Origin of the sequence: Streptosporangium lutulentum, from assembly GCF_030811455.1 — a bacterium.
Classification (GTDB): domain Bacteria; phylum Actinomycetota; class Actinomycetes; order Streptosporangiales; family Streptosporangiaceae; genus Streptosporangium; species Streptosporangium lutulentum.
On sequence record NZ_JAUSQU010000001.1, the window covers coordinates 4,776,880 to 4,790,327 of the forward strand.

Sequence of the window (13,448 nt, forward strand, 5' to 3'; positions counted from 1 at the left end):
GATGAACCGAAACCACAGGAGAATTGACCGGAAGCTGGAATGAATCTGGAGGGAGAGGCGGGCGTCGTCGTCGTGCCCGCCGTCACCCGGCCACCGCCAGGACGAACCCTGACCCGGGCCTCTCCGCCCACGTTCCGGCGGAGAGGCCCGGGTCCCCCCTGACACGACGGATCACCACCGCACAGGCACAGGGGGAGGGAGACGACACATGGTTTCCGTGGCGCACCGGTTGTTCCGCACCAAGCCCACCGACCAGATCATCGCCGAGGGCGGCCACGGCGAGGGCGGGGAGCTGCGCCGGACCATGACCCTGTGGCAGCTCACCCTCTTCAGCGTCGGCGCCACCCTCGGCACGGGCATCTTCGTCATCCTCGGCCAGGCCGTGCCCAAGGCGGGCCCCGCCGTGGTGGCCGCCTTCGTGCTGGCGGCGATCACGGCCCTGTTCTCGGCCCTCTCCTACGCCGAGCTGGCCGGCACGATCCCGGTCGCCGGCTCGTCCTACTCCTACGCCTACGCGACCCTGGGCGAGCTCGTGGCGTGGGTGTGCGGCTGGTGCCTGATGCTGGAGTACGCCGTCTCGGTGGCGGCGGTGGCGGTCGGCTGGGGCGAGTATCTCAACCACTTCTTCCGGGACCTGTTCGGCTGGGAGCTGCCCGCCTCCGTCACCCACTCCCCCGGCTCCCAGGGCGGCGTGCTCAACCTCACCGCGATCCTGATCGTCCTGCTCGCCACCTGGCTGCTGCTGCGCGGCGCCTCCGAGAGCGCCACCGCCAACGCGGTCTTCGTGATGATCAAGGTCGTGGTGCTCGTGTTCTTCTGCCTCGTGGCCTTCACCGCGTTCAGCACGGGCAACCTGACGCCGTTCGTCCCCATGGGCGTCGCCGGCATCACCGCCGCCGCCTCGCAGGTGTTCTTCTCCTACATCGGCTTCGACGCGGCCTCGACCGCCGGCGAGGAGGCCAGGAACCCCAGGCGCGACCTCCCTCTGGCGATCGTCTTCTCGCTCGCCATCGTCACGGTCGTCTACGTGGCGGTGGCGCTGGCCGCCGTCGGCGCCATGCCGTGGCGGCAGTTCGACCCCGAGAGCACCGAGGCCAGTCTCGCCCTGATCGCGGACCGGGCCACCGGCGCCACCTGGCCGGGCCTCGTCATCTCCTTCGGGGCGGTCGTCGCCATCGCCAGCGTGGTCCTCACCGTGCTGTACGGCCAGACCCGCATCCTGTTCGCGATGGCGCGCGACGGCCTGATCCCGAAGATCTTCGAGAAGGTGGACCCCCGCCGCCAGGTCCCGGTGGCCAACACGCTCATCGTGGCCGCGTTCGTCTCCGTGCTCGCCGGGTTCATCCCGCTGGGCCAGCTCGCCGAGGCCACCAGCATCGGCACCCTGTTCGCCTTCGCCATCGTCAACGTCGGAGTGCTGGTGCTCCGCCGCACCCGGCCCGACCTGCCCCGCAGCTTCAGGACGCCGTTCTTCCCGATCACGCCGATCCTCGGCGTGATCCTCTGCGTCGTCGTGATGCTCGGGCTGGCGGGGGTCACCTGGCTGGCCTTCGCGATCTGGATGCTGGTCGGCCTGCTCGCCTACTTCCTCTACGGCTACCGCCACTCCCGCCTCAACCGGAGCGTCCGATGAAGATCGAACATGTTCTCGCCGGATTCGTTCCCGATTCCCGATGCCGGGACGGGCTGGCGCTGGCCGTGTCGCTGGCCAGGCAGGCCGGCGCCCGGCTGACGGTCGCCTACGTGCATCCGCCCGCCTGGACCACGCCGGGCCCCGGCAAGATCGACGCCGAATGGCAGGCGTACATCGCCGAAAAGACCGCCCAGACCCTCGAACAGGCGCGGCGGCTGCTGTCGGACGTAGGGGACGTGCCGATCGACTACGTCTCCCACGGCAACCGGGGCAGCGGGCGCGGTCTGGCCGAGCTCGCCACCCGGACGAACGCCGACGTGGTGGTCATCGGTTCGGCCCCGCAGGGCGGCCGGGGGCGCATCTCCCTCGGCAGCACCGCCGACCAGCTCCTGCACGGCTCTCCCGCCCCCGTGGCACTGGCCCCCAGAGGGTACGGCGGCTCGCCCCCGCCCGGGCTCCGGCGGCTGATCGTGGCCTATCGGCGCGATCCCGCCGCGGGCCAGGCCGTCCGGCAGGCCGTCGCGCTCGCCGCGCAGCTGGACGTGCCGTTGCATCTGATCACCCTGGTGGTGGGCGGCGGGCGGCACTCGGTGGTCAAGGGGATGCTCGACCGGGTGCGTGAACAGGTCACGGCCGACCTCAGGGCCGTGGCACGCGGTCACCGGCCCCTGCGGGTGGAGGTGGAGGTCCTGGAGGGCAGGGACGTGACGACGGCGCTCGCCGGCGTCGACTGGGTCCCGGGATCGCTGCTGATCTGCGCTTCCAGCCAGGCCGGACCCCTGCGCCGGGTGTTCCTCGGCGACGTCTCCTTGAAGATCATACGTGCGGCGCCGTGCCCGGTGATGATGTTGCCCCGGAGCCTGCAAAAGAAGTCGAAATCTGACAAAAAGTCCGGAAACACATGAGAGTCACGATGTGGAATAGGACAAGTGTGGCGTTTGAGGCGGATCACACCGGACCGGATTCGACATCTTTTTTCCAATCAGCTTGACCTTAGGCTCCCACAGCTTTACCGTCACTGTCCGTAACCACACCTCGCGGCGTTATCGGGTGAACCCTGACGCTCTGGTCACCGAAGGTGCCTACCCCGGGCATCAACCCGGTGGTTGGGGCATAAGTTGCGAGGTAGCACAATCAAGTTGAGAGCAGCACATAGAGAGCCGGGGGGCCAACCGATGCCGTCTGAGTATGCCAAGTCGCTGGGCGCACGACTCCGCGCCATTCGCACCCAGCAGGGCCTGTCCCTGCACGGAGTCGAAGAGAAGTCCCGTGGCCGTTGGAAGGCGGTTGTCGTCGGCTCCTACGAGCGCGGCGATCGTGCGGTCACCGTGCAGAAGCTTGCCGAGCTGGCCGATTTCTACGGCGTTCCGGTCTCGGAGCTGCTGCCCGGGGGCGCCGCCCCGAGCCCGCTGGGGCCGACACCGAAACTTGTGATCGACCTTGAGCGCCTCGCCCAGCTCCCCAAGGAGAAGGCGGGTGCGCTGGCGCGTTACGCGGCCACCATTCAGAGCCAGCGCGGTGACTACAACGGCAAGGTGCTGTCCATCCGCCAGGAGGATCTCCGCTCGCTCGCCGTGATCTACGACAAGTCTCCCACCGAACTCACCGAGGAGCTCATCAGCTGGGGTGTCCTGGACCCCGAGGCACGCCGCGCCGTCGAGTCCTTCTGACGATCGCCGGTTGTGGGTGCGCCGGGTCCCGGCGTGCCCACCCCACCGGAAATCCTGCTCTCAGCGGAACATCGCCTTCCTTCCACCGCAGGCGACAGTGGCTGTGGTAGTAAAAGGCAAACATGCATTTAGCGAGATGTGGTGGACATGACTTCGGGAGAGGATCGGCACGACCACTCTCGACCGCGCCCGAAGAACCGCCGCCAAGCCGTCATCGCGGCCCTGGGGTCGACCAGGACGCGCGCCTTCCTGAGGTTGCTGGCGTCCATCGGCACCACCCGGACCCAGGACACCCTGAAGCTCCTGCCGTTCGTCGTCATGGCCGCGGTGGCCGTCGTCGACCTCGCCTCCGGCCCCACGGCCGGGCTGCTCTCCATGCTCGCCCTGGGACCGGCCTTCGCCAGCGTGGCCTGCGGCCTGGCCCGCACCACACTGGTCGGCGCCGTCGCCCTGGCGTTGTTCGTCGCCCTCGGCCTTTACAACGACATCCTCTGGACGTCCCGCACCAACATCACGATGATCGCCATCCTCGGGGTCACCGTGGCCAGCGTGCTGGCCAGCGCGGGACGGCTCCGCCACGAGCGGCAGCTCGCCGACGTCCGCTCGGTCGCGGAGGCCGCCCAGCGGGTGCTGCTGCGGCCGGTGCCGCGCCGCGCCGGGCCGGGGATCGGCGTGGCCGTCTCCTACACCTCGGCCACCGCCGAGGCCAGGATCGGCGGTGACCTCTACGAGGTGGTCACCACCCCGCACGGAGTGCGGATCATCGTGGGAGACGTCCAGGGCAAGGGCCTGGAGGCCGTGGAGACCGCCGCGGTGGTGCTCGGCGCCTTCCGGGAGGCCGCCCACGACGAGAGCAAGCTCCAGGGCGTGGTGGCCCGGCTGGAGAACGCCCTGACCCGGGAGCTGTCCGGCGAGCAGTTCGTCACCGCCGTGCTCGCCGAGATCGGCGCCGGCTCCACCATCTCCGTCATCAACTGCGGCCACCCGTCACCCATGGTGCTCTGCGCCGACGGCAGGAGCTGGTTCGCCGATCCCCCGGACGAGGCGCTCCCCCTGGGCATGAGCTCTCTGAAGGCCGTCGAACCGGTGCCGCACCACATCCCGTTCGAGCCGGGCGGTCAGGTTCTCTTCTACACCGACGGGGTCATCGAGGCCCGTGACGGGTCGGGGGCGTTCTATCCCCTGTCCTCGCGGGCGCACCTGCTCAACGACGCCGACCCGCAACTCGCGCTGGACTCTCTGCGCGCCGACCTGCTCCGCCACGTGGGCAGGCCACTGGGCGACGACGCCGCCATGCTCCTGCTGCGCCATCGCGTCACGCACCCGACGGCCTCCTCCGCCGCGGCCTAGTGCTTCACTCCTCGTCTCCGGCAGGCGAGGAACACGGATCGACCGGTGAAGGGCACTCCGCTAGCCGGCGAGGGGCACGCGGCCCGGCAGCCGAGGCTGCGTGGGCACGCCGAGCAGTTGCTCCACCGCGACGACGAACCGCTCCGCCTCGGAGATCAGCTCCTCGGCGTCCCGCGCCGACACCACGCGCGTCATCCCGGCCTCGGCCGAGGCGCGTTTGGCCGCGCTCACCTCGAAGTACGGTGCCCAGTCGGCCAGCCTGGGCTCGGCCTCGGGCAGCAGCTCCCAGGCGCTGCGAAGGCGACGCCTGCGGCCGTCCATGGGGCGGGGCCGTGCGGCCAGGATCGCGGCGGCGGCCCTGAGCGCCGCCAGGTGGGCGGCGACGTAACGTGTGGCGGAAGTCTGGGCGGCGGCCGCCTCTTCGAGGCAGTCGCGTGCGTCTGTGAGGTGCGCCCGCACCGTGGGGGACAACCGGGGCCCACCGGAATCGCTGAGCCGAGGGGTCATGTGCTTCAGCCTCCTTGGTCGCAAGCGGCTCCCGGCGATTTCGCCGGTGAAGTCACACTCGCAGACCCCACCGACAAATTCACCGGGCGGCCGGACGAGGAGCTTCCCCTCTCCCCGTCCGCCGTGACCTGGACCGATCGGCTCCGCCGACGACATGGACCAGATCGACCGCCCTGGACGCGGGCCGCGAGCCCCGCGTCATTACATCGAACATAAATTCGATCACTCGTAGTGTCAAGTGAAACCACGAACAAAAGTTCGATCTTCATGTAAACGCGAAGGCCCCGGGAGATCAAAATCTCCCGGGGCCTTCACCTGCGGCTATCGAACGAACCTGCCCCGAACGTGCACCGGCACCCCCGTGCCGACCAGACCGGGAAGGACCTCCGCCACCTGCATCGGCAGTCGAACACAGCCGTGGGAAGCGGGCGTCAGAGGCACGGACAGCGCACCGTGGAAGGCGATGCCGCCGTTGAAGAAGATCGGGTTGTAGAGCTGGCCCAGGTAGGACCTGTGCCAGCCGTCCCTGCGCCAGGTCGTCTTGTAGTCACCGGTCGGCGTGCGGGCGTCGCCGCAGAACCGCTGGGACCTCCCCTCCCAGGTGGCCGTCTCGCAGTACGCGACACCGCTGCCCGAGGAGATGTGGCTGATGAGCCTCACCCTGCCGTTGACGTAGAGGACCAGCAGTTGCTTCGCGAGGTTCACCTCGACCCGGGTCGGCTTGCCCTTCGGCACCAGCACCTGCGGGGCACGCGGGGCCTCCAGCGCCTTCCAGGTCCCGCTCGCCACGGTGCTGGTCGGCGAGATGCCGTTGACCTTCTGGAAGGCCCAGACCGCCGACAGCGTCGACCCTCCGTACCGGCCGTCCACCCTGCCCGGCGCGTAGCCGAGCTCCGCCAGCCGGGTCTGGAGCACCTTGACCGCCGTGCCCTTGGCCCCGATCTTGAGCGTCTTGCCGGGAGCCGCGAACCTGGACGCCCCGGTCTTCGCCTCATCCCTCACCTCGGCCTTCGCCACGGCGACCGGGGCCGCCGGGGCGACGGTCTGGGCGTTCGCGGCGCCGGCGGACGAGAAATCCGCCGGGAAGAGCACGGCGCCCGCCGTCATGAGCGCGGCCACCGCGAGCCGTTGTCCGGCCATCACGTAAAATCAACCCCTCACATCGCTAGAGATCGAATCAAGGGACCATAGCGTACGAATCCGCCATCCCCACCACGGGTAATGAAGCGGTAATCCACGGTCAATCTGTTTAGAGTGACCGGGTGCCAGAAAAGTTGCATCCAAACGTCGAGAAGGTCGCCGCCGTCCTCGCGGAGCACAACGTCCCGGGAGAGATCGTCGTGTTCGCCGAGGCCACTCCCACCGCCGTCACCGCGGCCGCGCAGCTTGGCTGCGAGGTGGGCGCCATCGCCAACAGCCTGATATTCGACGCCGACGGCGAGCCCCTCCTGGTGCTGACCAGCGGCGCCCACCGGGTGAACACCGGTCTCGTCGCCGAGACGATCGGCGTGGCGAAGGTACGGCGGGCCACGCCCGACTTCGTCCGCGCGGCCACCGGCCAGGTCATCGGCGGGGTCTCCCCCATCGGCCATCCCGCCCCCATCAGGACGCTGGTCGACACCTGGCTCGGCAAGTACGAGGTGGTCTGGGCCGCCGCCGGCCACCCGCACACGATCTTCCCCACCTCCTTCGAGGAACTCGTCCGCATCACCGGCGGCGTGCCGGTGGACGTGGAGTGACCCCCGCCGGTCCGGCCGTGGCCCGCCGTCGCCGCCGCGGAGGCCGTACGGCGGCCGAAGCGCCGGCCGGCCCGGGTTCGTTCCGCTCCCACGGGGGAACATCGGCCTGAAGGACAGGACGCGCACGTCTCGCACCGCGCGGCGTGTCCCTTCGCCGACCGCGGGACGCGCCTCTCCAGTCCGATCACCCAGGGCGGAGAGCAGGTAAGGATGTCCAAAAATTCCGTAAAAATCGCTAAGCGTCTCTTTCGCACCTTTCGGCGGTCCATGTGATGCCGGCCCTGCTAGGGTGCGTCGGGTGATCGGACTGCGACGGGTCGCCCCCGATGAGTTCACCCTTCGGCTGGACTCGGTCCTCGACGTCTACACCGCGGCGATGAATCCGCCCAGTGATCAGCTTTCGGGGCGAAAGGCGATCATGAGGAACCACGCCATCCACCCCGGGTTCACCTGCCTGTTCGCCGAAAGCGCGGACGGGACGCCGGTGGGAGTGGCCTACGGCTTCCACGGCGACCCCGGGCAGTGGTGGCACGACGTGGTGCGCCGGGCGCTGGCGGAGAAGAACGGCGAGGGAAGCGCCCGCGGCTGGCTCGGCGACGCCCTGGAACTCGCCGAGATCCACGTGCACCCCGACTACCAGGGCAAGGGTCTCGGCCGGGCGATGATCACCGGCATGTGCGCGGGCCGTCTGGAGCGCACCGCCGTACTGTCCACCCGTGACCAGCCCACCGTGGCCCGGCACCTGTACCGGAGCATGGGCTTCGTGGAACTGCTCACCCAGTTCATCTTCCCCGGCGGCTACGAGCGCTACGCGATCCTCGGAGCCGTGCTTCCGCTGAGCGAGTGAGCGCGGGCGAACGCCGGAGGGAGACGCGCGGGCGGGTCAGCCGACGTGGACCAGGGGACGGCGTTCCACGTCCGGCTCGGCCTGGCGCAGGACCTCCCTGGTGAGCGGCGGGACGTCGCCCCCGCCGAAGACCAGGTAACGCAGCAGGGCGCCGACCGGGTTGCCCTCCGCCCAGTGGAAGTAGACGCCGGGCGTCTTGCCGGTCATATCCCGCAGGTGCAGGAGGATGGCCGCGACCGCGTTGGCGATGGTCGGGCTCTCCACGCGAAGGATGCGGAAGCCGTACCGCTCCTCGCCGATCACCCGGAGCTCGCTTTCGAACTCCGACGCGTCGGGCACCGTCACCTCCAGGAACAGCGCGCCCTCCTCGTCGCGGAGCCGGTGGAGCTCCCAGGCCTCCCGGGTCTTGTCCACGTACTCCTTGCGGTCACGGGCGTGCGGTTCGTTGGCGATGAGGTGGATCTCGGCGGCCTCGTCGATGAAGCGGCGGGCCTGGTCGTCCAGGGTGATGCGGGTGACGCGCAGCTCGGTCGAGCGGGTGGCGCGGGAGATCAGCGAGGTGACGACGATCGCCAGGATGAAGAAGAAGGCGATCACGAGGCCGTCGGGGCGCTCGACGATGTTCGCGACCGTCGCGTAGGCGAAGATCAGCGTGACGATCCCGAACGCGATCGCCGCCCGCCGCCCGCGCTTCTTCCACGCCGACAGCGTGACGGCGACGGCCGCCGACAGGATCAGCGTGAGCACGCCGGTCGCGTAGGCGCCGCCCTGGGACTCCACGTCCGCGCCGAAGACGAATGTGATCGCGAATGAGATCGCGGTGAAGACCAGCACCATCGGCCGGGTCGCGCGCGACCAGTCGGGCGCCATGCCGTAGCGGGGGAGGTAGCGCGGCACGATGTTGAGCAGGCCCGCCAGCGCCGAGGCGCCGGCGAACCAGAGGATCGCGATCGTGCTGATGTCGTAGACCGTGCCGAACCAGTCGCCGAGATACGCGTGGGCCAGATACGCCAGAGCGCGCCCGTTCGCCTTGCCGCCCTCCTGGAACTCCTGCGCCGGGATCAGCACGGTCGTCAGGAGGCTGGAGGCGATCAGGAAGACGCTCATGATCAGCGCGGCCGTGGTCAGCAGCTTCTTCGCGCCCCTGATCCGCTCCGCCTGCTCGCCCCTGACCAGGGGCATCACCGCCACCCCGGTCTCGAACCCCGACAGGCCCAGGGCGAGCTTGGGCATGACGTAGAGCGAGACGGCGATCAGCGCGATCGGGCTGGAGTGCTCGGCGGTGAGCGCGCTCTCCCAGTCGGTCACCAGGCTGGGTTCGGCTAGCACGTGCTCCGCTGCCACCGCCAGGACGACCACGTTCAGCAGCAGGTAGACGCCTACCAGGACGACCGCGATGGAGATCGCCTCGCTGAACCCGACGAGGAACACCGCGCCCAGGGCCGCGATCAGCACCAGCGTCACCGGGATCTGCCAGCCGCTCAGGAACTCCGGCACGAACGGGTTGTGCAGGACGTGCGCGGTGGCGTCCGCCGCCGACAGGGTGATCGTCACGATGAACGCGGTGGCGACGAACCCCAGCAGGAACAGCACCAGCAGCTTGCCCCGCCAGCCGGGCAGCAGGCTCTCCAGCATCGCCAGGGAACCCAGGCCGTTGGGACTCTCCGCGGCGACCGCGCGATAGACCGGCAGCGCGCCGAAGATGGTCAGCGTCACCAGCAGCAACGTCGCGATCGGGCTGAGGGTCCCGGCGGCGAGCGCCGCGATGCCCGGCTGGTAGCCGAGTGTGGAGAAGTAGTCCACACCCGTGAGGCACATGACCTGCCACCACGAGTGCCGCGCGTGCGGGGTCTGCTCCTGGGACGCTCCGGGGTCGCGGTGGTCCGGACGTTGGAGGCCGCTGAGCAGCCAGCGCCCCAGTCCCGACCGTGGGCCGGAAGCGGGCGGCGCGACCGGCGCGCCGTTCCTCGTTCTCGCTGTGCTGGCTGCACTATCTGGCGACGGCATGGGCTGCACCATACCCAAAGGTGAACAAACCGCCCTAACGCCCCCATACGTTTTCTCTACGGCTTCCCTGCGGCTCGAACCTGAGCTCTGCCCGCCGAGGGCATGCGGCGGTGCCCCCGCGTGCGGGGGAACGGGGCGTCTCCGCTATCTCACCGGCCGGCCAGCGAGACCGCCTTGGGCGTGAAATCCAGGGCCTGGAAGACCTCCCGGGTCGCACTGGAGCGGTTGAAGGTGATGAAGTGGATCCCGGGCGCGCCTTCGTCGAGCAGGGTCTGGCAGAGCTCCGCGGCGTGCTCGATGCCCAGTTCGCGTACGGCCGCGGGGTCGTCGGCGACCGCCTCGAACCTCGCCGTCAGACGGGACGGGAACGGCGCGCCGGAGAGCTGCTCGGACCTGGCGATCGTGCTCATCTGCGTGACGGGCATGATGCCGGGGATGATCGGGGTGTCGCAGCTCTTGGCCGCCACCCGGTCGCGCAGCCGCAGGTAGTCGTCGGCCTCGAAGAACATCTGGGTGATCGCGTAGTCGGCGCCCGCGCGGCACTTGCGCACGAAGTGCTCGGTGTCGGCCTCGACCGTGCCCGACCTCGGGTGCTTGTAGGGGAAGGCCGCCACGCCCACGCAGAAGTCTCCGGACTGGCGGATCAGCCGGACCAGATCGTCGGCGTAGAGGACGCCCTCGGGGTGGGGCACCCACTCACCCATGGGATCTCCCGGCGGGTCGCCCCGCACGGCGAGGATGTTTCGCACGCCCGCCCCGGCGAACCGGCCGACCAGATGGCGCAGCTCGCGGACGGAGTGGTTGACCGCGGTGAAGTGCGCCACCGGGGTCAGCGTGGTCTCGTGGGCGAGCCGCTCCACGAGATCGACCGTGCGGTCGCGGGTGCCGCCTCCGGCGCCGTAGGTGACGGACACGAACGTGGGGTGCAGCGCCTCCAGCTCGCGGATCGCGCGCCAGAGCTGCCGCTCCCCCTCGTCGGTCTTCGGCGGGAAGAACTCGAAGGAGAACGACCGGTCACCGGCTGCGAGGAGTTCGCGGACGGTGGGAACACGATCGGGAAGAACGGACGGGCGACCCAGAGCCATAGCCCTAGGGTACTGGCCTGGCCGCTTCGGCACCCGTCTCCGGGGCCGTTTCAGCGCCCTCTCCGCACCCGTTCCGGCGTCCGCCCCGGCTTCGGCGCCCGTCTTCGGCACCCGCATCCCGTTTCAGCGTCCGCCCCGGCTTTCGGCCCCCGTTCGACGCCCGTCTTCGGCACCCGCATGCCGTTCCGGCGTCCGCCCCCGACTTTCGATTCTCATGTGACGCCCGTCCCGGCGTCCGTCGTCGAGGCCCGCATCCCGTGCCCACGCGGATGTCCGGCTTTGCGTACCTGATCCGGTACCCGCCACAATCGCGATCTTTCTCCCACTCACCCATAGGAGCCCCTCCCCTGGCCGGTTAATCTCAGTGCATGACCACTTCCGCAGCCGCGCTCGACACCATTCGGTCCGAAGTGGATCGTTCTCTCCGGCGGTTCGTCGACCAACGGCGACCTCAGGTCAGCGCTCCCGAACTGGCTCCGCTCATCGCGGCCGCCGACGACTTCCTCGCCGGCGGGAAACGGCTGCGCCCCGCCTTCTGCTACTGGGGCTGGCGCGGCGCGGGCGGGGGCGACGATCCCGCGATCTTCACCGCCGCCGCCTCGCTTGAGCTCCTTCAGGCCAGTGCCCTCGTGCACGACGACGTGATGGACGCCAGCGACCTGCGCCGGGGCATGCCCTCCGCGCACCGCAGGTTCCAGGCGCTGCACAGCGAGGCCGGCTGGCACGGCTCGTCCGAGCAGTTCGGCGAGGGCGCGGCCATCCTGCTGGGCAACCTGATGCTCATCTGGTCCAGCGAGATGTGGCGGAACAGCGGCCTGCCGCCCGCCTCGCTCGCCGCGGCCCAGGAGGTCTACGACCACATGCGCACCGAACTCATGTGCGGCCAGTATCTGGACCTGCTGGAGCAGGCCCACGGCGAGAACACCTTCGACAGCGCGCTGCGGGTCGCCCTCTTCAAAAGCGGGAAATACTCGGTGGAGCAGCCGCTCCGGCTCGGCCTGGTGCTGGCCGCCGAGGCCCGCGAGCCGTGGATCGACCGGCTCTGCGAGGAGTACGGGCGGTGCGTGGGCATCGCCTTCCAGCTTCGCGACGACATCCTCGGCGTGTTCGGCGACCCCTACGAGACCGGCAAGCCGGCGGGCGACGACCTGCGCGAGGGCAAGCGGACGATGCTCATCGCCCGCACGCTCTCCGCGGCCTCCCCCGCCCAGGCGGAGGTGGTGCGCGGCACGCTGGGCGACCCGGCGCTGGACGGGGCGGGCATCGACCGGTTGCGCCAGATCATCGAGGAGACCGGGGCGCTCGTCGCGTGCGAGGAAATGATCAAGGAATATCTCGAGAACGCCCTGGGCTCGCTGGACGGGGCACCGATCACCGCCGAGGCCCGTACGGCCCTGGCCGACCTGGCCGTGGCCGCGACGTCGCGCCGCACCTGACCGGCGTCCGGGCATGATCGCCCCGGGTGGGGCGGTCGTGCCCGGGGCAGACGTCCGGCACGCCCGCCTCGGACGGCGGCGCGTCGGCCCACACCCGGGCGGGCCTGGGCGGACCGCCCTCCCCGGCACGGGCCGGAGCGGCCGGCCGCCCCTGCCTCACCCCGAGGCGGTCAGCCGCCGCTGGAACTCCTCGGCCGCCGCCTTCGGGTCGTCGGCCTCGGTGATGGCCCGTACGACCACGACCCGGCGCACGCCGTACGAGATGACCTCCTCCAGGTTGGTGAGGTCGATGCCGCCGATGCCGAACCAGGGCCGGTCGGCGCCCAGGGCCGCGGCATGCCTGAGCAGGCCGGGGCCCGGGGCGGACCTCCCGGGCTTGGTGGGCGTCGGCCAGATGGGACCGCAGCAGAAGTAGTCGACGCCGGCCTCGACGGCCGCGGCGGACGCCTCCTCGGGGGCGTGAGTGGAACGCCCTATGAGGATGTCGTCACCGAGCATGTCGCGCACGATCGGCACCGGCAGGTCGTCCTGACCGAGATGGAGCACGTCAGGACGGACCGCGTACGCGATGTCCGCCCTGTCGTTGACGGCCAGCAGCGTGCCGTGCCTGTCGCAGGCCTCGCGGAAGACCTCAAGGAGCTCAAGCTCCTCGCGCGCCTCGAGGCCCTTCTCGCGCAGCTGAACGATGTCGACCCCGCCCGCGAGGGCCGCGTCGAGAAAGTCGGCGAGATCTCCCCGGTCACGGCGTCCGTCGGTGCACAGATACAGGCGGGCGTCAGAAACCGAGGGCTTGAGCACGTCTCTTGACCTCGGTATGGCGGCCCGCGACGATCGCGTCCACCGGTGACCCCGGGAGGGTGTCGTCGGGAGTGAAAAGCCACCGGAGGGATTCGACGTCGTCGTATCCGGCGTCGAGCAGCACCGTGAGGGTGCCCGCCAGGCCTTTTACGAGATCGCCGTCCGCGGCGATGAAGGCCGCGGGAACCTGGGGTTCGCCACCGCCTCGTCGCACTCCGATGAGCTTGCGGTCCTTGATGAGTTGCTTGGCGCGACCGGCGCTCAGGTTGAGCCTTCTGGCCACCTCGGTCAGGGTGAGCCACTCGCCCACCAGCTGGTCGGTTTCCCGGTCGATCTGCGCAACAGAAAGCGTCACGAATCCACCACTACCACATCG

13 protein-coding genes are annotated in these 13,448 nt (G+C 69.9%); 7 read left to right on the forward strand and 6 right to left on the reverse strand.

The window, feature by feature from the left end; genetic code table 11:
* Window positions 1-208 precede the first annotated feature (208 nt).
* The 4 genes from J2853_RS21325 to J2853_RS21340 all read left to right on the forward strand — a co-directional run bounded on the left by J2853_RS21325 (window position 209) and on the right by J2853_RS21340 (window position 4,653).
* The gene (locus J2853_RS21325; protein ID WP_307560584.1) at window positions 209-1,633 is read left to right on the forward strand and encodes an amino acid permease; all 1,425 of its coding nucleotides are present in this window, start codon (window positions 209-211) and stop codon (window positions 1,631-1,633) included.
* Complete coding sequence (locus J2853_RS21330; RefSeq protein ID WP_307560586.1) at window positions 1,630-2,538, forward strand: universal stress protein; 909 nt, start codon at window positions 1,630-1,632, stop codon at window positions 2,536-2,538. The genes J2853_RS21325 and J2853_RS21330 overlap by 4 nt, the downstream gene beginning before the upstream one ends.
* A 270-nt stretch (window positions 2,539-2,808) precedes the next feature.
* The gene (gene bldD / locus J2853_RS21335; RefSeq protein ID WP_307560589.1) at window positions 2,809-3,303 is read left to right on the forward strand and encodes a transcriptional regulator BldD; all 495 of its coding nucleotides are present in this window, start codon (window positions 2,809-2,811) and stop codon (window positions 3,301-3,303) included.
* A gap of 147 nt (window positions 3,304-3,450) precedes the next feature.
* Window positions 3,451-4,653 (forward strand): PP2C family protein-serine/threonine phosphatase, encoded by a 1,203-nt coding sequence (locus J2853_RS21340; protein ID WP_307560591.1) that lies wholly within the window; start codon window positions 3,451-3,453, stop codon window positions 4,651-4,653.
* A 60-nt stretch (window positions 4,654-4,713) separates the two neighbouring features.
* Here the strand turns inward: J2853_RS21340 and J2853_RS21345 are convergent, their stop codons facing one another.
* Window positions 4,714-5,160 carry an SAV_6107 family HEPN domain-containing protein gene (locus J2853_RS21345; protein ID WP_307560593.1) on the reverse strand — a complete coding sequence of 149 codons (447 nt, stop codon included), beginning with the start codon at window positions 5,158-5,160 and terminating at the stop codon, window positions 4,714-4,716.
* A gap of 321 nt (window positions 5,161-5,481) precedes the next feature.
* Window positions 5,482-6,300 (reverse strand): L,D-transpeptidase family protein, encoded by an 819-nt coding sequence (locus J2853_RS21350; RefSeq protein WP_307560595.1) that lies wholly within the window; start codon window positions 6,298-6,300, stop codon window positions 5,482-5,484.
* Window positions 6,301-6,422: 122 nt separating this feature from the next.
* Here J2853_RS21350 and J2853_RS21355 point away from each other — a divergent pair, with 122 nt between their 5' ends.
* Both J2853_RS21355 and J2853_RS21360 read left to right on the forward strand, forming a co-directional pair.
* Complete coding sequence (locus tag J2853_RS21355; RefSeq protein WP_370879313.1) at window positions 6,423-6,899, forward strand: YbaK/EbsC family protein; 477 nt, start codon at window positions 6,423-6,425, stop codon at window positions 6,897-6,899.
* Window positions 6,900-7,197: 298 nt separating this feature from the next.
* On the forward strand, window positions 7,198-7,746 hold the full coding sequence (locus J2853_RS21360; protein WP_307560597.1) for a GNAT family N-acetyltransferase: 549 nt from the start codon (window positions 7,198-7,200) through the stop codon (window positions 7,744-7,746).
* Between the two features lie 36 nt (window positions 7,747-7,782).
* On the opposite strand, the gene J2853_RS21365 is transcribed toward J2853_RS21360, so the two are convergent.
* Together J2853_RS21365 and metF are read right to left on the reverse strand one after the other, a co-directional pair.
* Window positions 7,783-9,564: an APC family permease gene (locus J2853_RS21365; RefSeq protein ID WP_307560599.1), complete on the reverse strand. Its 1,782-nt coding sequence runs from the start codon at window positions 9,562-9,564 to the stop codon at window positions 7,783-7,785.
* Between the two features lie 338 nt (window positions 9,565-9,902).
* Complete coding sequence (gene metF, locus J2853_RS21370) at window positions 9,903-10,838, reverse strand: methylenetetrahydrofolate reductase [NAD(P)H] (RefSeq protein ID WP_307560601.1); 936 nt, start codon at window positions 10,836-10,838, stop codon at window positions 9,903-9,905.
* Window positions 10,839-11,206: 368 nt separating this feature from the next.
* Here metF and J2853_RS21375 point away from each other — a divergent pair, with 368 nt between their 5' ends.
* Entirely contained in the window at window positions 11,207-12,274 is a 1,068-nt protein-coding gene (locus J2853_RS21375) for a polyprenyl synthetase family protein (protein WP_307560603.1), read from the forward strand.
* Window positions 12,275-12,430: 156 nt separating this feature from the next.
* Here J2853_RS21375 and thiE read toward each other — a convergent pair whose 3' ends face one another.
* On the reverse strand, window positions 12,431-13,072 hold the full coding sequence (gene thiE, locus J2853_RS21380; RefSeq protein WP_307560605.1) for a thiamine phosphate synthase: 642 nt from the start codon (window positions 13,070-13,072) through the stop codon (window positions 12,431-12,433).
* Window positions 13,050-13,427: an Rv2175c family DNA-binding protein gene (locus J2853_RS21385; protein WP_307560609.1), complete on the reverse strand. Its 378-nt coding sequence runs from the start codon at window positions 13,425-13,427 to the stop codon at window positions 13,050-13,052. The genes thiE and J2853_RS21385 overlap by 23 nt, the downstream gene beginning before the upstream one ends.
* Window positions 13,428-13,448: the final 21 nt, after the last annotated feature.